Below are 22,235 nucleotides of genomic sequence, written 5' to 3' on the forward strand. Positions count from 1 at the left end.
GTTAGTTGTTTTGTAACGAGGTTTAGGCATGAGGCTACGACGATTGATGGGCGTAGCCGCTCAGATCGTAGTTTCTTGATTTAGTTCCATCGAATTACGCAACAAAGCCCTCATTTTTTTCGATCCTTGTCGGAAATTAGCCATATTATTAATTTTTAAACGCGTAACTATCTGTTACTAAAACATTATTACCTATTCAAACCAGACTTTAATTTTTTACTCTGCCATTAAGTGACTTTAGTTCCACTTTTTTAGCTTATTTGATGACATAAGCAACAGTTTCGCTTCCAACCAATAAACAACTGAATACATATTAAAATATTCATTAAATTGACTATTTTTATGATAAACGCTTAATAATAGTTTTATCTATAAACAAATAGTGAGCTTTGTTATAAATTCATTAAAAATTTAACTTTGTATTAATTAGAAAATTCAGCGTCATATTTGTTCAACTGCGACTATTCTTTTTATAACCAAGTAATCTCAATATGTTAAGTTTCATAAAATGGCTTGATGTTTAAATGAACAGTTAATTTTTAGACCATATATAGCGAGATCTAAAGTAGTTCAAACAAATGTACGGTCTAACTCTTAGCTGCGAGAACAAATCACTTGGATATACGCTCAAATGAATACTTTATAAAGAAGGAAATCGCATGTTAAAAGGATTGCTGTGCATCTCAGCGGCGGCTGCTTTCGTGATGACACCAAACGCGTTGGCCCAATCAATCACCATGACCGATTTGGGTACTAACCAAGCCGTCGGTACGGTGGAATTATCAGAGAGTGACTACGGAATTGTATTCACGCCGAATCTGTCAGGAATTCCTGCCGGACTACATGGCTTTCACGTCCACGCTAACCCATCCTGTGACAGTGCAGAAAAGGACGGTAAAACCGTAGTAGGTGGCGGTGCGGGCGGCCATTACGACCCAGACAATACTGGCCAACACGGTTTTCCATGGACCGATGGCAACCATCTTGGCGATCTGCCAGCGTTGTACGCCGACATGGAAGGAAACGCCAACCAACCGGTTTTAGCTCCGCGCCTCAAAATGTCGGATTTAAAAGGCAGAGCCTTGATGATTCATGCTGGTGGGGACAATCACTCGGATCAACCAGCCAAATTAGGTGGCGGCGGTGCGCGCATTGTGTGTGGCGTGATCGACTAAATCATGATCTGTCTGATTCACACTTCCTCATGCGGCAGGAAGTGTGAATCGTTGTGTAAACCGATGCGATGTCGCATCGGTTTCAAGATGACTGTGATGCAGCATTAAAATGGACTGAACAATTTTAGTACCAATGCCTAGCGCGCCAGCTTGCGCATTCAGCTCTATTTGGTTGGAAAAAGTAAAACGAACTTGAGATGTATTATCGCCCCGTTTTACATCACAACTCACGGTCGCATCCGACGGACTATGCCGAAGTGCATTTTCCAATAAATTCAATATCAATCGTTCTAATAACCCCTTATCCCCTATCGCTTGGAGTGGCTCATCTACGGTAATGTTCAACGTCACGCCTTTACGTTGAAACTGACTTTGCATAGTTTCGGCGCATTCTGCCATTAGTTGGCTAATATCAATCGGAAGATACTCATAGATCGGTAGCGGAGCTTCTTGTTTTGCCACATCCAACAGAGCGTGCAATTGCTGGGAGAGTTTTTCACTGTTGCGAAACGCCACTTCAATGAGCGGATCGGGGTCAGGATGCTGCAAACGCCACGTTTCCAAATACCCAAGCACACTCGAAAGCGGCGTTTTTAAATCGTGGCTCAATTGCAAAAGACTTTGGCGGCGATGAGAGGATTGATATTCAAGTTGTAAAAATTGCTGCTGGATGTGTTTTGCCATCAATTGATACGAACGAGCAATCGGCACTAGCTCCGGCACTTGATGTGCAAAATCGGGTTGTAGGCGAAAGTCGTGTTCGGCTTGTTTTTGCAGTTGATCGGTCACACGTTCAATCGGGTTTAACAAGCTGCGCTTAACCAAGAAATATGAGCCAAAAGCGAAACCTAAAATCGAAATAAGCACTAAACCCGCAAGCGCCAAGTACGGCGAATCCACTTGAGCATTGGCAATGGCCGTATGACGAGAACTCCCGATCACCACGTACAAATAACCAATGGTTGAGCCAAGCTCCTCTATCGCTGCGACAGAAAAGACTTTATGTTCATCACGATTACGCGGGTCATCGCCTAGAATCGGGAAAGGTTCACCACTGAGAAACTGACGAATAGGAGCCAGATTCACCGCTCCCATCAATTCCGTCCCTTCTGGCGCAGCGTGCGTGGTAATGTTGCCTTGGCCATCAAGAAAATAGATTTCGAAATCCGGTCCTATCAACATGAGGGTGTGGAAAATCGACTTGAGTGCTTTGGGATTGTAGTCCGTACCAATCATGAGCGGATTATCATCCCGCATGTGACTGGCTAGATCTTGATGTAAGCTTTGCTTGGTGCGAAGCTCAATGGTCTCTTTTTGCCAATTGTAAGTCAGCGCAATGGCCGCCATCGCCAAACAAAACCAAACCGTGGTGAATACCACCAAACGAGATTTGAAGCTCATCCTATCGCCTCCTCACACCGCCCATTATGGGCGCGGCTGAAATTTGTACCCAACACCCCAAACCGTTTGAATAAAATGATGCTCTGAGTCCGACAACGACAGCTTGCTGCGCAAGCGATTAATGGTGCTACAAACCGTGTGATGGTACCCAGCATGATTGGTGTTCCAGACATGATCCAACAGCTCGTCCTTACTGTAGACTCGACCGGGACGCGTGGCGAGAAACTGTAGCAAGGTAAATTCGGTTGCCGTCAGCGCGACGTCTTTATCGTTGAGCGAAACCTGATGCAATTGGGGAATGATCTTCAAGTCACCAAAGTTAAGTGCCCCATCTTCTGCTTTTTCTGGAGTCGGCTTTTCAGCGACTTGATTAACGCGCCGAAGTACATTTCTCACCCGAGCTTGAAACTCTAAAACACTAAACGGCTTTGTAATGTAATCATCGACGTCAGCTTCCAACCCATCCACTTTATCCATCTCACCGTCTCTTGCGGTCAACACCAAAACCGGCGTCCAATCTTGCTGCTGGCGCAAGTGATGGCAGATATCTAAACCATCACCATCGGGTAAACCTCTGTCGAGGATCACCAAATCAAACGACTGCTGCTGATAAGCATTTCTGCCCGCTGCAACGCTGGATTCTCGACTGACTTGATGCCCCTGAAACTTGAGATGCATTTGAACCAGTTCGGCCAAGTCATCATCGTCTTCAATCAACAATATGTTCGCCACCACGTTGGTTGTGTGCCGTTCCATGATCCTTTCCTTGTCTGGGAGACGCCTCATTCTGCAAATGACCGGAACGGAGCCGTATTTCTTTCAACAAGGTCAGCTTCCCACAAGGTCAAAAAGTGCTCTGGTGGTGGAGTGAGGGATAAAAGCATGAACAAACACTTTTAGGAAAGGATCCGCCACCAGAGCAGATGAGTTATTCAACGCGCGTGATCGTGACCTTCGCTCCAGGATTTAGAAAACGATGGTTTGCCGACAAGGTTGAATCCGCCAGTCCATCATCATGGCTGATGACCCCAGCGTGAAACGCGACCGCATCATTCATATCATTTCGGGTTGAGTTAAATCCCTCTCCGCCACCCGCAGGGCCGGGAATCGTGGCCGCCAATTCGTCATTAAGCTCTGTGCCAGAATCCCACACGTTCATGTTCATCTCGTAACTCTCACCCACTGCGAGTGACTTGAGCGATAATCCCGTTTCGCCAACAAAGGCATCATTAGTGTTCACAAGCATCGAAGCCAGCGACAGATAACCATAACGATGAGGATTGACCGTGATGGAGACTTCGTCCGATGAGCCCGGCAGCAGCAAACCGTTACCAGAGACACCTTGGTAGACGTTGTCGTCACTGTTCATCAGAGTAATCAGCTCGGCATTGCTGCCACCCTCGGCTAAGTGTTCTAACTCAACCGACGCACTTTGACCAATTTCGAATAGCTGAAAATTGCTATTGTGAGTCAGCACCGCCAGTGGAGACATCGGTTGGTTCGCCGTTAAGTTCTCGACATTCACCGTATATCGGTATGACTTCGCGACATCATTATCGTCATCATTCGGACAACCAGCGAGCACTCCGACAGAGGCCGCTACCAGTAAGATTTTGTATTTCATACCTCCTCCTTACTTCACAACAATTGTGATGGTTGCAACTGGGTTTAACCAACGATGATGACTGCTATCGAGATCACTCTTGCCACCAGCTGGATCGCTGTCACCCAAATTACCCGGATGAATGTGAACCTTGTCGTTGCTCACCGCCGTTTCTACGCCAGTACCACCGCTACCGAAGGTAATAAAAGGAGGATTAGGAATGCTGGACGCTAACTCGTCGTTCGCTTCGGTGCCTGCGTCGTAACTGTTCAAGGTCGCTTTGTAAGTGCCCGCTTCGGTTGGAATTTTCCAACTGTCTAAACCGACAAAACCATCATTGGTTGGCAATAACATCGCGCTAAGTGAGAGGTAACCGTGATCGCCACTATCCAAAGTAAACGTGGTCGCAGCGCCCGGATTGAGAATACCGCCCGCAGGATTTTCTACGACTGCGCCGCCTGCGTTGCCAATCACGGTCGATAATCCAGAAATATCCCCACCTTCAGCCATCGCTTCAAGCTCTGATGTGGCGGATTCTCCGACTTTAAACATATGTAGATCTGAGCCATGCGCCGCGACGATAAGCGGTGTAAAGTAAATGCCTTTGGTTGCGTTGGTAACCGTAATTTCTAGTTCCGCCGCTTGAGCTGATGCCGCGCCAACCGCCAGAGCAACAGACGTCATGACAAGACTAAGTTGGGTACGTTTTTTCATTGTGAATCCATCCTTTTATGAGAGTGAAACCCAAGCCCTTGAACATCGTCTTTTGTTGGCTTGAGCAGCATTGCTTTCGAACGTTTGTCATTCTTGTCTTTAAGCATGACGAGCAAATATCTCGGTAACTTCATCGAATTCTCATAAAATTCTCACAACTTCTTATCTCTTTCATTCCGTTATAAAATAGCGCCCATCATTTCCCCAAACGCACATTAAAATGCTCAACAGTTTACTTACTGCATACTATGGAGAAATCTACGGTATTGCCTTTTTCAGTCACTATCTCAACAACTACAAACAGGCAGAGCAACGCGCGCTTTGGCAAACTTTAGTCGACGTGGAAAAACTGACCGCTGAAAAACTCAAACCTGTTTTGCAAGCACATGGAATGGAGATAGAAGACCGTCATCAAGAAATGATGGAAAAAGGTCTTTCCGATGCAGAAAAGTGGATCGATTTACCTTGGTCAGAGCTGGTTGCCACGCTACTCAATTGGGTTGAGCCGTACGAAGTGACATACCGAGAATGGCAAACTCTCGCGATAGAGAAGAATTCAAACGCTGTCAATTTTCAAACTGCATTTGATTTAGTCGCAGAACATGAAACCGCTATTTATCAATGTTGGCAGCGTTATCATGCTAACGAGTCTGGGTTGCCGATTCTTCACGCCTTTTTGGCAAAATATCGTTAAAGCGAGACTGGCACACTTGCACCTCGTAAAGCCCTGCCAGACAATACTTTTAATACGCCGCGTAGAACGGAATCTTTATGGTTAATCCAAAACTCATTGCTCTACTGCCCGATTTGGCCTCCTTTATTTTGGTGGTCAACGAAGGCAGTTTTACTGCCGCAGCCAAACAGCTTGGCGTTACCCCATCTGCGTTAAGCAAACTGATCACCCGTTTGGAGCAAGCCCTCAACGTGAAGTTGTTTGAACGCACCACGCGCAAGCTGATCATTACTCAAGCAGGGCAAAAAGTGTATGACCAAAGCATTGCAATGGTTAATGCCGCGCAGCAAGCCGTTGAGCTATCTGCAGAAGAACATGCCGAACCAACTGGCGCGCTAACGGTAGCGGCACCAGAGGCGTTTTTGAACTCGGTCTTGCAACCGTTCGTGCTGCCTTTTTTGCAACGTTATCCAAAAATTCAGCTCAAGCTGCGCGCTGCCGACGGGGAAATCGACCTGTTTCGTCAGGGCATTGATGTCGCTTTTAAGCTCACCGATAAACCGGATGAGAATTTGGTGCTCAAAGAGATAAGTAAAACCAATCTGGTTTTGTGTGCCTCACCAGACTACCTTGCACAAAGAGGCATGCCAGAACATCCGACGCAACTTGAACAGCACGATTGTATTTACCTAGCAGAAAACGACAAAGACAACATTTGGTCGTTTTTTAAAGAAGAGGCGTTTCATTCCATCGCGGTCAGTGGTCGGTATGCGGTCAACCATTCGCAAATGCGCCTAAATGGCGTCAAAGCAGGTTTAGGGATTGGCATCTTCCACGATTTCGTGGTGAAAGAGGCATTAGAGCGCGGAGAAGTGGTCGAAGTGTTGTCCGATTGGATGATCAAAAGTAACTACCACGGTGCGGTCGCCATGCAGTACGCACAAACCAAATACATGCCTGCACGTCTGCGTGTATTTCTCGACTTTGTAAACGAACATCTCGTGTCTAAGGAACCCAACCATGTTTAATGCGATTCATCACGTCGCTATCATTTGCAGTGATTACCCAACATCAAAGCGTTTTTACACCGAAGTGCTAGGGCTACAAATCATCGCAGAAAACTATCGTGAAGCTCGAGACTCCTACAAACTCGACCTTGCGTTGCCGGACGGAAGCCAAATCGAGCTGTTCAGTTTTCCCGGCTCACCGGAGCGACCAAGCTTTCCGGAGGCGCAAGGCTTGCGACATTTGGCGTTTCAAGTCGACAACGTTGAAGAAGTAAAAGCGTATCTGGAATCCAAACACATCGCTGTTGAACCCATTCGCATTGATGAGTTTACGGGCAAAGCATTTACGTTCTTCCAAGATCCCGATGGCTTACCATTGGAGCTTTATCAGAAGTAAAAAGAGCCAGCAATTCGCTGGCTCTTGTTTTACACCAATACGACACCTTAGTTCAGTGCTGCTTTTAGCTTCTCGACACGGTTGAACACCAACCAGTCCAACAGCAAAACGCTCACAATGGCTAAACCGCCCATCGGGAACGCGGCACAGATGGCAACCAATGTGGCTAACCCCAATTTCCACACTCCGTCATGTTGAAATTGTGGCGGCGCGCCAAGCGATGCGCTGCGACTTGGTCGACGGAACCACCACATCACCACTCCGGAAATAGCAATCAGAATAAATGCCAGACAGAACAGCACATTCAACGCCTTGTTGATGATGCTTACGTCTCCTTGGTGAAGTGAGACACCCGCAGCCATTAACTTGGCAAACCAGCTGTAATCCTGCCAAGTCACATCCACCAGCAAACGACCTGAGTATTGGTCAAAATGGCTGGTTCGATCTTGTCTTGGGTCAGAGATGTCCCCTCCCATTGAGTTGGCGGCAACGGTGTAAACACCGTCATCTGAACGAGGCAAGAATACTTTGTAGCTGATAAAGCCCATCATTTCTGCTTTAAGAATAATGTCGTCAATCGATAACGCGCGATGGCTCGCCGTGTAAGACTCCCCCCTTTCCATGTTCGCGTGATCATGGGCGGGTTTATCTTTCGATTCAGGTACGGCAGCAAGCTCTAAGTTCCAAGGCATTTCTTCTGACGAACCGTGGTTAAGATCCTTATGCGTCAATGTCGACTCTGGCTTTTCACCCCAAGTGTAATAGGTCGGAAACGTGTTCCAAGCTTGAACCATCTTTGCACCCCAAATTCCAGCCCAAGACAAACCAGAAATCAGGAAAAACAGTAAAACGAGGGACAACACACCACCTAAGTTAGCGTGCACATCGCGCAATAAAATACGAGAACCTTGGGCAACACGGATTTTCAAAAAGCCCGCTCGACTGGCGTTGTCGCGAGGAAGCCAGAGATACAAGCCCGACACCAAAAGTAAAATACTTAAGCTGGCTGATATTTCGATTAAACGATCGCCAAGCTCACCAATCAGTAAGGTGCCATGAATGTTATTCATCAGCTCATAAACGCTATCTGAACGATCAATGGTGCCTTGAACCTCGCCCGTATATGGATTGACTGCAGCAACGAGCGAACGTCCATCTTCCGCTTTAATTGAAAATCGGTTGGCAAGATGCGCAGTTTTGGCAGGCACAAACTGGGTAACGCTGAAATCGGGATAGGCTTGCTTAACCGACTCTAACTGGATGGACACTGGTGCCTTGTGCTCTTGCGGCACCACTTTTAGCGTAGTCTCATAGCGTGCCAGTTCAATCTCATCATCAAACAGCATCACCAGTCCGGTGACGGACAGCATGAGCATAAATGGGATAACGAATAATCCTGCGTAGAAATGCCATCGCCACGTCATAAAGTAGATGGATTTTGCGCGCGACGCTTCCTTGAGTTGAGGCTTTGTTGAGTTTCTCAACATGTTTATTTCCTTTTCATTTTTGCACACCAAAAACGCAGACCAAATGCTTCCCCCACATACTTTTCTATGCGGTGAAATTTGGACAGGTTTGGGAGTGCGACTGCTTGAGTGAGCAGTGTATGTGTGACTTTACTTATTGTTTTTATGGATTATGAAAAAGAAACCACAGGCGGCGCACGTGGAACTGGCGTTTCAAATCGTACACTTAGAGCCAAAAAAGTGTAGCGTTCAGAAATTACCGAGCTCAGTCGTGAAAGTATCGGTGTAGTTGGAAGTGAATCTTGGTGGAAAGTGGAAAAGTGACTAAATGGACACGGCTTGCCCTTGTGCGTCACCGAGCTGTCGCCCTCTTCTATCTGAACCAGCTCGAAACCGTTTAGCGTACAAAGCGTCGCCCACACGCCCATGCTGTTACCATGAGCATTGATAACAGGCATCAGTGTCACGAGCACCCAACTTAAGGCGCTAGCGAATAACATGGAGCGATAAAAAGGAATTAATCTACGCATAACGGTGACTTAACAAATTTCACACAGAGTAGCCAATTCTGAGTTTCAGCTCAAAAAGAGGATCAATAAGTGATTACTACCTCACAATCATTATGTTGACAGAGACAAAAAAGCCCGCAAATTTGCGGGCTTTCTTTCAATCATTCATGAACGTAAGCGCTGCTTAACCAAACAGCTTGCTCCAAATGCTTGGATTACGCTTGTCGTGGTACTCTTCACGAAGGCTATCGATCTCACGCAGTTGCGCTTTTGCTTCTGTCAAATTACCTGCATCCAGATCCGCTTCGATTTTGTCTAGCGTTACCGACAGCTTGTTGAAACCTTCTAGGTAAGTATCAAACTTTTCTGGTGGGTAATTACCACGTTTTGACTGTTCTACAATGGCTTGCAAGCTATCAATCGCTGATTTCATGGTTTCCACGTCAGACGCTTCTGCGGCCTGTTTGAATTCCATCTTCATCTGCTTCATGTTTTGCTTCAAATCAACCGCTTCTGCCATCGCGTATGTTGAGCCAAACGCAATCGCACACCCTAGAACTAAAGGACGTAACATTTTCACTTCTCCATTTTAGTGCCGAATTCTGTGTCGGCTTCGTTTACCCAAATAACTCGCCACGCTAATACGCATTGTAGGAATATTCGGGTATTTAAGAGGGGCAGTGTAAAGCAATCTTACCTAGGGTGCATACCTAAAATGTAATCAAGTTTATGCGTTGCGAATCTCGTCATACTCTGCGATTGGCAAGCGGCCACGCAGTTCAAGAAATGACAAAAACTGTTTAGCAGAGTGAGTAATCACTTTGTTGCTATCAATATCAAGGTTGTCCATCAGCTCACTGACAAGCTCCAGATTGCCCACATCATGACAAAAGTGTGCATCGCTTCCCGTAGTAAAATACACATCTAACGCTTTGCCGATTTGCGCAATTTCATGACAACGATCCACACTGCCAACACGGCTGTTGCCTTTGAGCGTGGTGTTATTGATTTCTATCGCTACATTGTGCTCTTTAGCGCACTTCAGCACTTGTTCAAAATCGAAATCGAAGTTCGGGTTACCCAAATGCCCTAACGCATCAACGCGACCGCTTTTGATGACGTTTATCAGCGCTTCAGTATGTGCTTCTTTATTGGCAGGTGGAAAAACGGGCTCGTGGAAACTGGCAATAACCCAGTCCAAATTGCGATCGACGCTTGGCGGAATATCAATTTCACCTTCCATGTTAAGTATGTTGGATTCCACTCCGCGAACGATGGCAACACCTTCAAGAAAACGAGGCAGAATTTTTTGGTTGGAGAAAAACCAGTAGTGAGGCGCACCCGGCATCGACTCCGCATGGTCCGTCGTGCAAAACATGGTTAACCCGTTCTCTTTTGCCGACTTTGCGTTTTCAATCAACGTACTATACGCATGACCACTCGCGTAAGTATGCGTGTGGGTATCAACCTTAAATTCCATCATCCAGTCTCTTGAGTGCTCAAATTTGCGGGTATTGTATACCCTCGTGCGGTCAAGATGTAGCGAACACCGAAAATGCGGCGGTGAACGCTCTCTTACTCAGCCTAGAAATGGAAAAAGTGCGTCTCGATATTTAGTGCTATTGCGAGTCCGTTTCCTCACAAATACTTTTAATCAATGGCAACGCTTTTTCCCACCCATTGTTGAACATCGATACAAAGTCACTGTGAGTGTGAATGGTGATGTTGAGCAACAAGCGTTCGTCTTCTGTGTCGATCTGATAGATCTCACGAGATCCAATCCACTTGGCTGCAATATCGGCGTCCAACTGTTGCCTATTGTCGGGGTTAAAGATGGCAACATGATGAAACTCTAGCCGATGCAGTGGCTGCACAGAATCAATCACTGCGCGAGTGCCGCCCATATCCGGATCAAAAAAGGTGATGTCGCTGCCCTCTTCCCACTCCCCTTCGAATTGAGATTGAGGTGAAAATGCCTGCGCCCAACGCTTGTAAAGCTCAGCATCCGTCAGCACTCTCCATACGCGCTGCGGAGTCGCGGTTATTTCTACGTAATAGTTTAATGTAAGCATGTTTTCTCTCCCTGAACCTTCATTGACGCTAGTTTATTCTCAGGAAAAATCAAATTTGCTTGCGTTTTAAATGCTTATCTCAACTTACTTTTACGAGACACTAAGATGTTCTCGTTTGTAACGCCTTGCTTTGATGATGCTTGACCAATACATCCCAGAACCCATTCAATACCGTCGCGAGCACAATTAAGCCCATGCCCGCGATTTGAGTGCGGCTCATTACATCAGCGAAAAAAAGTGATTGCCAAACGGCCGTAAACAACAAGTTGGTAAAAATCAGTGGTGCGAGTTGAGAGCCGCTACTGGCCAGTTTATAGGCTTTTGCACGAAACACTTGAGTATTGATGATCAACATCGACATGACTAATAGCCACAGCACACTAGGCTCAACGGATAGTGAGAATGAATGAGCCCCCAACAGTCCAGAGCCATCGTTGATAAGCGCCAAAGGCAGAATAAATAACGCGGCAAAGCTAAACGCCCAGAAGTTGATCTCTAGCGGCGACATATTACTTTTGCTGACTTTATACAGCGTCAATTGTGAGCCGGAGTTAAACAGGCCACCGGCCAAACCAAGCAGTAAGTCGTATCGCAAAGTAAATTCGCCTTCCGTTCCAGCCAACAACACCACACCACTAAACGCCATCGCAATACCAAAAACGGTGGACGCACGAATTTTTCCATGCCAGACAAGCTTCTCAATCACAGGCATAAACAACGGGCCTGTAGCAAAAAGGACCACACTTTCGACCAGTGTTAACGTTTGAAGAGACGCAATAAAACACAATTGAGACAGACCAATACAAAGTGCGCGTAGCAAAGTGGGCTTCAACTCGGTCGATTTCGGCAGTTTGATGCCTTTCGGGATCAGAACTAAGAGCAAGATAACCGCAGGTAGGAAAAATCGTAGAAAACTGAACATGGTTACCGAAAGCGCCTCGGACAGCTGCTTTGCTAGCAAGCCCGTAACAGATAAGCTTAATGTAGACATCAACATAAATACGATGGGTTTGTGAACGTGATTCATTAGATACTCCTTAATTCTCGGAGCATTTTATGAAAAGTGACTTTATAGAAATAGCGATTAATATTAACCACTACTGTAAGTAAAACTTACACATTGAAAACAGGTTCGTTCCATGCGCAAATTAGTACCATTAAAATCCATCTACGCGTTTGTGGCGGTGGCGGAATCAGGCAGTATGACGGAAGCCGCCCAGCTTCTGAGCGTTAGCCACTCGGCGATCAGCCAAGCAATTAAATCTCTCGAAAGCCAAGTAAACAAACCGCTTTTTGACCGTATTGGACGCCATGTGTACCTCAATACGGAAGGCAAAAAATACTACCGCAAAGTCGCGCCAGCGTTAGAACAAATCGTCGATGCAACCGAAGCACTGATGCACGATCAAAACTCTCAACGCATTACGCTAAACATGGTGAATTCCTTGGCACTGCATTGGTGGATCCCACGTATGCCACGCCTTCAAGCCTATGCGCCCCAACTTGATGTGCGCCTATCTAACCTTTCTGGACGGTTCAATTTGGAACAAGAAGGCGTTGATGCTGCGTTGGTGCATGGCAACCCTGAAGAGTGGCAAGACTACTATTGCGAAAAGCTCAGTGAAGACGAACTGGTATTAGTGTGCAGCCCTGATCTCATCGACCACAGCAATCCAGTTAACCTTTCTGACATCTTAAAGACGTATCCGCTCATTGAGGTCACGAATGAGCGCAGAAAACACGATTGGCAAGTCTGGTCAGACGCGATAGGAGTCGCTCGTCCAAAAAACAAAAAGCCGATCACTTTTAATATGTCGATTCAAGCGGTTCAGGCAACCACGCGTCGTTTGGGTGTGTTGGTGACTCACCGTTTGTTTGTGAAAGACGACATCAAGTACGGTCAGCTGATCGAACTTGGTGAGCCTGTGATCAATCCTAATCAGCAGCTTTACTTTGTGTGCCCACCGCATAAGCTCAAGCAAGAAAGCTTTCACCTATTGCGCTCGTGGTTAAAACAAGAATTTGCGTAACTGAGCCTGTTACTCAATACGTTAACTTGAGCTTGGTGAACTCTCGGCTAAAGTAAATAGAGTGCGAAAAAACTCAAGGATGAGGCTATGCGATTGTTTCATAGAGTAGTGATTGGGGCTTGTCTCGTTGTACCAGCAGTGGGTAATGCCAGTGACGGGGCGGAGCTTGACGAGCAAGGCATTTCAACCGCGATTATTGGAGGCCAGCAAGCGTCTCAAAATCAGCTTCCCTTCTTTGCTCGGCTAATTTTACACAAAACGGGCGACCGACAATTCGCGAATATTTGTGGTGGTTCTATCGTTAATGATCGTTTCATATTAACGGCCGCCCACTGCGTAGAATCCTCGGTTTTTACTGACGGTTGGACAGCGAACGATCTTCGTGTTCTGGTAAAAAATCCAACCATGAACGATGTTTATGTCGAAGAGTTCAAAGACGTTCGCACTATTACGATTCATCCCAACTATGATCCTAATGACCTATGGATTAATGACTTGGCGGTATTGGAGTTAACCCGACCAATTACCGATAACGTTCAGTCCATCACTCTGCCTCAAGATTTTGGCGATTACAGCGGCGAATCGGTTTATCAAATCTTTGGATTGGGACAAACGTCCACGACCGACACCAGCGGCCCGAACTATTTGCGATGGGCGGAGGTTCAACCGCTTTCTGATGCCCAATGTGCTTCTCTCGTTGTGGGGTATAACGACCAAGAAAACATTTGTGCAAATGGCTTTCCAGACCGTAGCTATACCGGAATATGTAGTGGGGACTCTGGCGGCCCACTCACCTATCAAGACAGCAACGGTATGTATCAGCAAATCGGGATTGTGAGTTACGGCTCATCCATTTGTGAGTCGGCAGCCATTCCGAGCGTCTTCACAGAGATTCTGAATTACACCTCATGGATAGAGGCAAGAACCAGTTCTGGGGTTAAAACCGTTTATAACGCAAGCTTAGCAGCCTTAGAGGATTACCATAGTGAAGGTGATTCGGGCTTTGATCCAGAGGACACTAATGTTTCAGGATTTAGCGACAACGGCAGCGGTGGTGCAATAGGTGCAGGGTTGTTGTTCTTTGGAGGATTATTAGGGTGGCTGCGACGCAGAAAGACGACGTAACGTTTCTCTTTACTAGATAAAAATAAACGCAAAACGCTTACAACGTTTTGCGTTTCACGCGAGAGTTGATGATGTCTTCAATCAGCTTTTGCTCTTTTTTGGCTTTCTCATAATTTTGCTTGGTGCGCCATCTCTCTAATACCTTTTCCAATCCTTGAACGCGAGCGTGTTTGTGTTCTAACGTTTTTTGTACTGATGCACATTCGGCTTGCATCACCGCTTGTTCTTGCTCGTGGTGACGAAGCATTCTTTGCAGCATCTGATCAACGCGGTTGAAGTTCATCAACGCCGCGCTATTCAAAGACGGAGAGGACAACGCCGATTGACCAGCGTGTCCTTTGAGAGCTGAAAGTTGTTGCAACTGCGTTGAAAGATGATTGTGACGCTGACGCATAGCGTCGAGCTGTTGCCCGACCCTATCACGCTGCTTTTCTTCCATTTGTTGCAGTTTGCCGACCGCTTTAAGTTTGGCTTTCATCGCTGCATTCGCTTTCTACTGTGCGCCTTGGAACATTTGAGCCAGCTCAGTCAAACTGGTGGTGTAATCCACCGCCTCGTTCGCTGATTGCTGTAAGTACGAACGCAAATGCGGATACATCGACACAGACTGATCCAACTCAGGGTCCTGACCCGGTTGATAGCCACCAAGCGGCAGTAACTCTTTCACCTGAAGGTAATTGGAGTACATTTGGCGGAAGTTGTTTGCGATGGTGGAATGAGCAGGTTGCGTACAAGTGCTCATACAACGGCTGATAGAAGCGTTGATATCAATCGCCGGATAATGCCCTTGTTCCGCCAGCTGGCGCGACAACACAACGTGTCCATCCAAAATGGCACGAGCAGAGTCCACGACTGGGTCTTGCTGATCGTCGCCCTCCGCCAGTACAGTGTAAATCGCCGTTAAGCTGCCATGAGGGTTTTCACTGTTACCCGCTCGCTCTAATAGCTGCGGTAACACACTGAATACCGAAGGCGGATAGCCGCGCGACGCTGGTGGTTCCCCCAAAGATAACGCGATTTCACGTTGAGCCATCGCGTAACGCGTTAGGGAATCCATCAACAAAAGTACATCTTTGCCTTGATCTCGGAAATACTCCGCGACGCGGTGACAAAGCAGTGTCGCTCTAAGTCGCATCAATGGTGATTCATCCGCAGGAGCTGCAATGATGATGGCTTTTTCTCTCGCTTCTGGCGTTAAGTTGCGTTCAATAAACTCACGAACTTCTCGACCACGCTCACCAATCAAACCCACCACAATGACGTCCGCTTCCGTGTTTTTGGTGATCATCCCCATCAACACACTTTTACCAACACCACTGCCCGCCATTAGACCAATACGCTGACCTTTACCGACCGTCAGCAAACCGTTGATCGCACGAACGCCAACATTAAGCGGTGTATCGACAGGACGACGCTTAAGGGGATTGATCGGTTTAGGTTCAAGTGAAACACGATCGCCCCCTTTAAGCGGCATGCCGTCATCCAATGGCTCGCCTAAGCCGTTTACCACGCGTCCCATCCACTGAGAGCTGAGTTGCACGGTACTGTCACCGTCTAATGGGATCACCTTCGCACCGGCAAACAAACCGCCTAAACGGCGGATCGGCATTAAGTACGCAACGGTATGATCGAAGCCGACCACTTGTGCTTCGATCATATCGCCTTCGGCGGTTTCCACTAAGCAACGTTGCTCAAGCTTAAAACGACATCCAACCGCTTGTAACATCAAGCCGTTCACTTTAATCAAGCGTCCGGTTACTCGCGCAACAGGAATAGAATCAAGCGATGCTAATGCATCGCTCAAACGCTCACTTAATAGTTCGTGGCTTAATGTACTACTCATTTTCAGACTCAACCTGTGGAATGCTGACTTCGTCTAACAAGTGCTGTTTTACGTTGTCCATGCACGCCTCTAAGCGTGAGTCACAACTGGCGTCCGCTTCCGCATCATCCGTCACTAACTGACAACCACCAATTGGCAGTTCGTTGTTGGCAACCAGCTTCCAAGACTTAGGCAGATCCGCGTTAATGTGCGTAATGCGTTCTAGATCTTGAGGGTTGAGATGAACCGTCACAGTCTCCGCTTTGCCCGGCATCGCAGACAGTGTTTCATCCACCAGCGCCAGAATTTGCTGTGGCATCAGAGTAAGCTCGGCACGAATCACCTGCTGAGCCACCTTCTGTACCAACTCACAAATCATGTGGCGTTGCTGTTGCTCTTTTTCACTCTGCCAGCGAGACAAGGCTTGGAACAAGTCATTAACTGGCTTCGCCGCTTCTAAAAAGCCTTGCTTACCAGCTTGTTCACCAGAAACAAATCCTTTCTGAAAGCCTTCTTTCTGACCATCGAGCAAGCCTTGTTGCTTACCTTGCTCGATGCCTTGGCGTAAACCTTCTTCATGACCTTGTTGCAGCCCCTGTTGGAAACCTGCTTCAAGTTGCTGCTGAATGTCCACTTGCGACTCTTGCCAACCTTGGTTGTCCAAGCCGAACTCTTCATCAACCGCAACTGGCTGAGCCAGCGGCGGAAAACGGTGTAAACGGTAACCACTTGGAGGCAGTCGCATAATGTTCGATCTTTGTTCTGCCATGCTTTATTCCACCGTTGGCTCTTCGTATAGAAGCAACTGAACTTCGCCCGACTCATCAAGCTCGCGCACCATTTGCATGATGTCTTGGCGCGCTTTCTGAACTCGACTTAGTGCAACTGCACCACGCGCTTCCATATCGTCTTCTAGCGCTTTCACCATACGTTGTGGCATTGAGCGTTTGATCGCTTGCTGCAACGTGATATCCGAACCTTTCAGTGCCGTAGCCCAAAGCTCGAGTGGAATTTGCTGTACGAGCATGTCCATGGTTTCTTCGCGTTGACGGCCCAGCACCATGAAGTCAAACATGTTCTCTTCGATGGCGTTAACCACTTCTTCATCATGCAGTTTGAGCATTTCCATCAATGAACCACGGTCGCCTTCAAAGCGGTTGATGATGTCTGCCGCTTGCTTAACGCCAGAAAGCGGTACGCTTTGGCTTGCAGACACTTTTTCGATACAACGTTCAACCAGTTCATGCAGATCAGTCGCGACTTGGTGATCGATGTCTTGTAACTGCGCAATACGGAAGATGATTTCATCATGGTAGTCTTGCGGCAAATGCTTCAGCACGGCAGATGAGCTATCCGCTGGCAGATAAGCCAAGAAAATGGCTTGCATCTGCGGGTGCTCGTTGACGATAAATCGCGCCAGCGTTTCTGCCTCTACCCATTGCAGACGCTGCATGTTGTTGCGAATTTCGTCACCGTACAGGTTGTTCAACAAACCTTTAGCAAGATCGTTGCCGAGCGCCTTACGCAAGGTGTTCGACAAGTACTCTTTCGATGCACCACGAATACCACTGTGCTCACGAAAATCTTCAAAAAAGTTTTGAATCACGCCGCGTGCTGAATCACTTTTTATGCCATTCAGTTTCGCCATTGCGCGAGTCACACGCTGTGTTTCATCGCGGGTGAAATGCTGCAACACTTTGGCCGCCGCATCCTCGCCCATGCCCAGTAGCACAAGCGCGGTTTGTTCTACATAACTAAGCGTTTGTTTTGACGTCAACTGAGCTGTGTTCATTGATGTTTACCCATTGTTTCAGTATTTCGGCTACGCGCTCTGGCTCTTCATTAGCAATAAGCTGTAGGTGTTTCAATTGAATCTCTAGTGGAGAACCTGCAGGAGGCAGCATGTCGCTGTTCACATCCAGACCCGTCGAGGCAGAAATGCCTTTTTCAGACAGACGACGGTTAAGCACTTCTTCATGCTCACGCTCTTCACGTGTTTGCAAGTTGTCGTAATCAGGCTCTTCTTGTGGCGGCTCAGCAAAGTTCAGTTCAGGAACTGGCTTGTCTGCGCCAGTTAGGTGCATGATCAATGGACGCAACACAAAGAAGATCATCGCCAAGCCCAACATCCCGCCGATCACGTAACGTAATGGCTGTTGAACCGTAGGGTCTTGCCACCAAGGCAGAGCTGTTGGCGCGTCGATATCAATCGGTGTGAAGTTGAAGCTCATCAAGCTCAAGCTGTCACCTCGCGCGGCTGAAATGCCAACGGCATCGGTGATCATGGTAGAGATTTGCGCTTTGTCTGCATCGCTCCAAGCCACGCCGTCTGGCGATGCTTTTGAGTTCAATAGAACCGATACGCTCAATTTCTCAATCTGACCTTGTTGGTACTGAGTACGGCGCACGCTGCTGCCAACAGCATATTGACGATTCACTTCAGAACGCGCATTGGTGTTTTGGCTGTCGTTTGTCGCCGCATCACCAGTCACTGGAGGCTGGTTGCTAAGAGAACCAGGTACGCCAAGCGCGATTTGGTCAATCGAATTGTTTTGAATGGTGTGTTCGTTACGAACCACTGGCGCGTTATCAAGGATTTCTCGCGTTTCTTCCACTTGGCTGAAATCCATATCGGCTGCAACCTGAACGCGGAAATTACTAGGGCCAACAATCGGCGTTAGCATGTCTGCCGCACGTTGGATGATTTGCTTCTCAACGTTCTTTTGGTATTCCAGATACTTCGCGTTTACTTTGCCCGCTTCTGCTGACGCAACATCAGCACTCAACAGTCGGCCATATTGATCGATGACAGAAACAAACTCAGGCTTCATTGCCGTCACACTGCCTACGATCAAGTTGATGATCGCTTCAACCTGTTCTGGCTTAAGGTCTTCACCCGGTTTGAGTTCGAGCATGACAGATGCAGACGGGTTTTCACCGTTTTGGCGTACAAACAAAGTTTGACGAGGAATCGCAAGGTGAACACGCGCATTCGCTACCGAGTTTAGCGACATGATAGTGCGTACTAACTCACCTTCTAAGCCATGACGGTAACGCGCAGTCTCCATAAACTGGCTGGTACCTAATGAGCTGTCTTCTTTCAGCGAATCCAATCCGGTTGGCAGTTTCGCTTTTACGCCTTTTGACGCCAATAACATACGAATGCGAGCCACCTCACCTTCAGGAACCAGCACTTGGCCGTTCTGCTCCTGCATGCGGTAGCTCACACCTTCACTCTCTAAGACCGAGACAATCTCGCCAATATCGAATCGCTCTTGTTGGCTGTAAAGCGGACGGAAGCTTTGAGAGGAACTCCAAAGCGCAACCACAATGATCGCCGCTACAATCGCCGCGAGAACAGCGGATAGAACAAGATTTCGTTGGCTACTTGACCAAAGCTGCTTAAGCTTATTTGTCACGTCGTCCATGTTGCCTGCTGGCGAGAACGCTTGTGTCGTGCTGGTCGTCATGGCCGTATTTCCGGCAACTTGGGGGGTTAGTTCTGACATGAATTACACCGGCATCTTCATAATATCTTCAAAAGAGGCAACCACTTTGTTGCGCACCTGCATAAGAGCGTTGAACGATAAGCTGGCTTTCTGGCTTGCGACCATTGCGCCAACTAAGTCGTCACTTTGCCCAGTTTCTACCGCCGTCATTTTTTGACTGGCCGCAGATTGATGTTGATTAACTGTATCCAACACGTTCGTCATCGCTTGAGAAAACGACAGTGGAGCATTCAGTGCTTGTTGATCTAAAGGGTTGGCACTCACGATAAATTCAGGCGGCTGCACTTGAGCCTGCATCGCCTGCATTTTTGACAACATGAGTTGCTCTGCCGAGACCGCATTAGTAGGTTGACTTGCCATCTATATTTTTCTCCTATTAGGCAGCCGAGCCTAGAGCCGACTGTAAATCAATACCGTGTTCTCGCATCGCTGCGAGCTTGTAACGTAGCGCTCGGGTTGATACTCCCAAGGCGTTTGCGGTTTTGGTTCGGTTTCCACCAAACTGACGTAATTTGTCCAAAATAAATTGGTATTCAGCCTGCTTCTTCGCTTCCACATGACCAAAGCTGGACTTTGGCTCCATGGAAGGCACTGGGGCAATGAGTTCAATCGGTAACATCAGATCATGCGCTGTAATGTAGTCACCATGGCGCATCACCAAGGCACGTTGAATAACGTTCTCTAATTCACGAATGTTGCCCGGCCAGTGATACTGACTCAGAGCGCTGATCGCATCCTGAGATAAGTGACATCGGCTGCTATCTTGATATTTTTCAACAAAGAATTGGCTGATCGGTAAAATGTCTTCTTTTCTTTCGCGAAGTGGTGGCCAATGCAATGGCAACACATCCAATCGGTAGTAAAGATCTTCACGGAAGGTGCCTTTTTGCACTTCTTCGCGTAAATCTTTGTTGGTTGCTGCAATCACTCGAATATCAAGCTTGATGGCTTTGTGACTGCCCACACGTTCCACTTCTCGCTCTTGAAGTACGCGCAAAAGTTTGGCTTGGACTGCAGGAGACATTTCACCGATTTCATCTAACAAAATCGTGCCGCCGTTTGCTTCTTCAAACTTACCGCTTTGCGAATTCGTCGCGCCAGTAAACGCGCCTTTCACATGACCAAAAAGCACCGCTTCTAGCATCGATTCAGGAATCGCGGCACAGTTCACTGCAACAAATGGGCCATCAATGCGAGGAGAGTGTTCGTGTACATATCGAGCTAGCACCTCTTTACCCGTACCAGACTCACCCGTGATCAACACACTCGCGTTCGTACACGCTGCACGGTGTGCCAATTGAAGCACCTGCTTACTGCGCCACGACTCAGCCACAATGTTCGCCATTGGTTTGCCAAGAGCTTCAACGCGCTTTAGCAAATTGATGAGCTGATTCGCTTCAAATGGACGCAACAAGTAATCGGTCGCGCCCGACTTCATAGTCTCTGCCGCCAAAATGCCTTGTTCTTGATCCACAATCGCAATCACAACGCCAGCATTACGCTGCTTCTGGTGACACGCAACAAACTCACGTACGCACATATCCGGTAGCGTAGAGCTCACTAACGTGATGCTTGCGCGCTCTTCTAATAGTGCGCTTCGCCCTGTACGTGTGTGCTTTGCGGTGTAACCGGCATTCTTCAGCACATCCAGTACAGGTTGAGCAAGGTGTTCGTTCGGCTCAACCAACAAAATATTCGTTTTCGTCATCATTGAACCTTAACCTTCTTTTGTTGAGTCTGTTGTTGTACGTACATGGTGTTTTTTTCTATGGTGCGTTCGTTGTCTCTGACTAGGCGTAACGTCACACGTCGATTCTTTGCCTGACCAGCTGCTGTATTGTTATTTGCGACCGGATATCGGTCACCATGAGATCTGACTTCGATAATATTTGGGTTTACACCGTGAGCAATCAGTGCATCGGCCACTTGTTGAGCACGTAAACGTGATACCGAAAGGTTGGTAAGCCTTGGTCCAACATTGTCGGTATGGCCATCGATTAGTACTTTCGTCACTCGGTCATCAACAGAAAGATAGCTATAGAGCGCAGCTAACGTCTGTTGCTGAGTCGCATTTAGTGTTTTCTGACCGAATTGAAAAGGCAAAACGATGTCTCTTGCTTGTGAGAACGAAAGTTTCGGTAGTCGCTCTCGACACGCATTAAATTCACCCAGTGCCTTTTGAATTTGAATTGTTGGGATTCTGACCTCTGACAAAGCGGAAGCGTCTTTTCCTTCCAACACCAGCGTAATCCAACTACCACCGGCAATCGCCTTCATTAGTGAGGGTGCGCCTTTACGGAATACAAATCGACGAGAAGGCTTGGTAACCGTAAGAGAAGATTCAACTTTTCTATAAAGCTCTTTACCCCACGGTGCATTTTGACTAATTAGTGTCGCACCTTGCCATTCCTTCCCTTCACCTCGTATGTCGGAAATAAAGGAAATTTTATTATTTGGTTCCGAGCGGAAATAAAACTTCCCCATTGGAACTTTTGAGTGCACGAGGTTGCACTCAAACTTATTTCCTGAAAAAGACCAACTAGAAATATCCATTGGAACTGTCAATACTTCACCAGACATGGCTGGATTAAAATTGACCAAACCCAAAGAAAAAAAGACGTTACAAATTATTATCAAACTACGAAAGGAAAGGTATATCTTACATTTCCATGACTTAAGCAGTTTAATTAAATATGCCACTGAAGCTCTATAACTGGCATAGCTAATCATGT

Annotated in this window: 24 protein-coding genes; 6 read left to right on the top strand and 18 right to left on the bottom strand. The window is 47.2% G+C overall.

The annotated features are described in order from the left end of the window. The first annotated feature begins 659 nt into the window (after positions 1 to 659). The gene (sodC, locus tag OU793_RS01275; protein WP_005462859.1) at positions 660 to 1,175 is read left to right on the top strand and encodes a superoxide dismutase family protein; all 516 of its coding nucleotides are present in this window, start codon (positions 660 to 662) and stop codon (positions 1,173 to 1,175) included. Positions 1,176 to 1,202: 27 nt separating this feature from the next. Here the strand turns inward: sodC and OU793_RS01280 are convergent, their stop codons facing one another. The 4 genes from OU793_RS01280 to OU793_RS01295 form a co-directional block, all read right to left on the bottom strand. After that, positions 1,203 to 2,576: a sensor histidine kinase KdpD gene (locus OU793_RS01280; RefSeq protein ID WP_159404228.1), complete on the bottom strand. Its 1,374-nt coding sequence runs from the start codon at positions 2,574 to 2,576 to the stop codon at positions 1,203 to 1,205. Between the two features lie 24 nt (positions 2,577 to 2,600). After that, positions 2,601 to 3,332: a response regulator transcription factor gene (locus OU793_RS01285; protein WP_025499100.1), complete on the bottom strand. Its 732-nt coding sequence runs from the start codon at positions 3,330 to 3,332 to the stop codon at positions 2,601 to 2,603. Positions 3,333 to 3,504: 172 nt separating this feature from the next. Then, positions 3,505 to 4,200 (bottom strand): spondin domain-containing protein, encoded by a 696-nt coding sequence (locus OU793_RS01290; protein WP_086583501.1) that lies wholly within the window; start codon positions 4,198 to 4,200, stop codon positions 3,505 to 3,507. Between the two features lie 9 nt (positions 4,201 to 4,209). Further along, complete coding sequence (locus OU793_RS01295; protein ID WP_024702149.1) at positions 4,210 to 4,893, bottom strand: spondin domain-containing protein; 684 nt, start codon at positions 4,891 to 4,893, stop codon at positions 4,210 to 4,212. Between the two features lie 220 nt (positions 4,894 to 5,113). Between OU793_RS01295 and OU793_RS01300 the strand changes: the two genes are divergently transcribed. The 3 genes from OU793_RS01300 to OU793_RS01310 all read left to right on the top strand — a co-directional run bounded on the left by OU793_RS01300 (position 5,114) and on the right by OU793_RS01310 (position 6,970). Further along, a complete protein-coding gene (locus OU793_RS01300; protein ID WP_025551346.1) occupies positions 5,114 to 5,587 on the top strand; it encodes a hypothetical protein in 474 nt (157 codons plus the stop codon). A gap of 77 nt (positions 5,588 to 5,664) precedes the next feature. Next, on the top strand, positions 5,665 to 6,594 hold the full coding sequence (locus OU793_RS01305) for a LysR family transcriptional regulator (protein WP_020841459.1): 930 nt from the start codon (positions 5,665 to 5,667) through the stop codon (positions 6,592 to 6,594). Continuing rightward, the gene (locus tag OU793_RS01310; protein WP_023584531.1) at positions 6,587 to 6,970 is read left to right on the top strand and encodes a VOC family protein; all 384 of its coding nucleotides are present in this window, start codon (positions 6,587 to 6,589) and stop codon (positions 6,968 to 6,970) included. Before OU793_RS01305 ends, OU793_RS01310 begins: the two co-directional genes overlap by 8 nt. Positions 6,971 to 7,017: 47 nt before the next feature. On the opposite strand, the gene OU793_RS01315 is transcribed toward OU793_RS01310, so the two are convergent. The 6 genes from OU793_RS01315 to OU793_RS01340 form a co-directional block, all read right to left on the bottom strand. Continuing rightward, complete coding sequence (locus tag OU793_RS01315) at positions 7,018 to 8,457, bottom strand: PepSY domain-containing protein (RefSeq protein WP_086583499.1); 1,440 nt, start codon at positions 8,455 to 8,457, stop codon at positions 7,018 to 7,020. 149 nt (positions 8,458 to 8,606) lie between these two features. Next, positions 8,607 to 8,966 (bottom strand): hypothetical protein, encoded by a 360-nt coding sequence (locus OU793_RS01320; RefSeq protein ID WP_071936908.1) that lies wholly within the window; start codon positions 8,964 to 8,966, stop codon positions 8,607 to 8,609. Positions 8,967 to 9,129: 163 nt separating this feature from the next. Next, the gene (locus OU793_RS01325; RefSeq protein WP_005462833.1) at positions 9,130 to 9,519 is read right to left on the bottom strand and encodes a cytochrome b562; all 390 of its coding nucleotides are present in this window, start codon (positions 9,517 to 9,519) and stop codon (positions 9,130 to 9,132) included. Between the two features lie 153 nt (positions 9,520 to 9,672). After that, positions 9,673 to 10,425, bottom strand: coding sequence for a phosphatase (locus OU793_RS01330; RefSeq protein ID WP_033904361.1), 753 nt, complete (start codon positions 10,423 to 10,425; stop codon positions 9,673 to 9,675). Positions 10,426 to 10,564: 139 nt separating this feature from the next. Further along, on the bottom strand, positions 10,565 to 11,017 hold the full coding sequence (locus OU793_RS01335) for an SRPBCC domain-containing protein (RefSeq protein WP_005462830.1): 453 nt from the start codon (positions 11,015 to 11,017) through the stop codon (positions 10,565 to 10,567). Positions 11,018 to 11,117: 100 nt separating this feature from the next. Then, positions 11,118 to 12,044, bottom strand: a complete 927-nt coding sequence (locus OU793_RS01340) for a DMT family transporter (protein WP_086583498.1) — start codon at positions 12,042 to 12,044, stop codon at positions 11,118 to 11,120. A 112-nt stretch (positions 12,045 to 12,156) separates the two neighbouring features. On the opposite strand from OU793_RS01340, the gene OU793_RS01345 reads away from it, so the two are divergent. Both OU793_RS01345 and OU793_RS01350 read left to right on the top strand, forming a co-directional pair. Further along, positions 12,157 to 13,047: a LysR substrate-binding domain-containing protein gene (locus OU793_RS01345; RefSeq protein WP_025499089.1), complete on the top strand. Its 891-nt coding sequence runs from the start codon at positions 12,157 to 12,159 to the stop codon at positions 13,045 to 13,047. Positions 13,048 to 13,134: 87 nt separating this feature from the next. Continuing rightward, positions 13,135 to 14,172: a trypsin-like serine protease gene (locus tag OU793_RS01350; protein WP_031827344.1), complete on the top strand. Its 1,038-nt coding sequence runs from the start codon at positions 13,135 to 13,137 to the stop codon at positions 14,170 to 14,172. 37 nt (positions 14,173 to 14,209) lie between these two features. Here OU793_RS01350 and fliJ read toward each other — a convergent pair whose 3' ends face one another. Genes fliJ through OU793_RS01390 form a run of 8 tightly spaced genes read right to left on the bottom strand, consistent with a single transcriptional unit; the run spans position 14,210 to position 22,233 of the window. After that, a complete protein-coding gene (gene fliJ / locus OU793_RS01355; protein ID WP_005462826.1) occupies positions 14,210 to 14,650 on the bottom strand; it encodes a flagellar export protein FliJ in 441 nt (146 codons plus the stop codon). A 15-nt stretch (positions 14,651 to 14,665) separates the two neighbouring features. Next, positions 14,666 to 16,015, bottom strand: a complete 1,350-nt coding sequence (gene fliI, locus OU793_RS01360; RefSeq protein ID WP_005478244.1) for a flagellar protein export ATPase FliI — start codon at positions 16,013 to 16,015, stop codon at positions 14,666 to 14,668. Then, a complete protein-coding gene (gene fliH / locus OU793_RS01365) occupies positions 16,008 to 16,763 on the bottom strand; it encodes a flagellar assembly protein FliH (RefSeq protein WP_005478070.1) in 756 nt (251 codons plus the stop codon). Before fliH ends, fliI begins: the two co-directional genes overlap by 8 nt. Before the next feature lie 3 nt (positions 16,764 to 16,766). Next, positions 16,767 to 17,786: a flagellar motor switch protein FliG gene (locus OU793_RS01370; protein WP_005478340.1), complete on the bottom strand. Its 1,020-nt coding sequence runs from the start codon at positions 17,784 to 17,786 to the stop codon at positions 16,767 to 16,769. After that, the gene (fliF, locus tag OU793_RS01375; RefSeq protein ID WP_031776906.1) at positions 17,749 to 19,503 is read right to left on the bottom strand and encodes a flagellar basal-body MS-ring/collar protein FliF; all 1,755 of its coding nucleotides are present in this window, start codon (positions 19,501 to 19,503) and stop codon (positions 17,749 to 17,751) included. The genes OU793_RS01370 and fliF overlap by 38 nt, the downstream gene beginning before the upstream one ends. Positions 19,504 to 19,506: 3 nt before the next feature. Continuing rightward, complete coding sequence (gene fliE / locus OU793_RS01380) at positions 19,507 to 19,863, bottom strand: flagellar hook-basal body complex protein FliE (RefSeq protein WP_005462799.1); 357 nt, start codon at positions 19,861 to 19,863, stop codon at positions 19,507 to 19,509. Positions 19,864 to 19,879: 16 nt separating this feature from the next. Continuing rightward, positions 19,880 to 21,211, bottom strand: a complete 1,332-nt coding sequence (locus tag OU793_RS01385; RefSeq protein WP_180793925.1) for a sigma-54-dependent Fis family transcriptional regulator — start codon at positions 21,209 to 21,211, stop codon at positions 19,880 to 19,882. Further along, complete coding sequence (locus OU793_RS01390; protein ID WP_015313602.1) at positions 21,211 to 22,233, bottom strand: OmpA family protein; 1,023 nt, start codon at positions 22,231 to 22,233, stop codon at positions 21,211 to 21,213. Before OU793_RS01390 ends, OU793_RS01385 begins: the two co-directional genes overlap by 1 nt. Between the last annotated feature and the right edge of the window lie 2 nt (positions 22,234 to 22,235).

The sequence above is a fragment of the Vibrio sp. VP6 genome (assembly GCF_028823755.1).
Taxonomy (GTDB): Bacteria; Pseudomonadota; Gammaproteobacteria; order Enterobacterales; family Vibrionaceae; genus Vibrio; species Vibrio parahaemolyticus.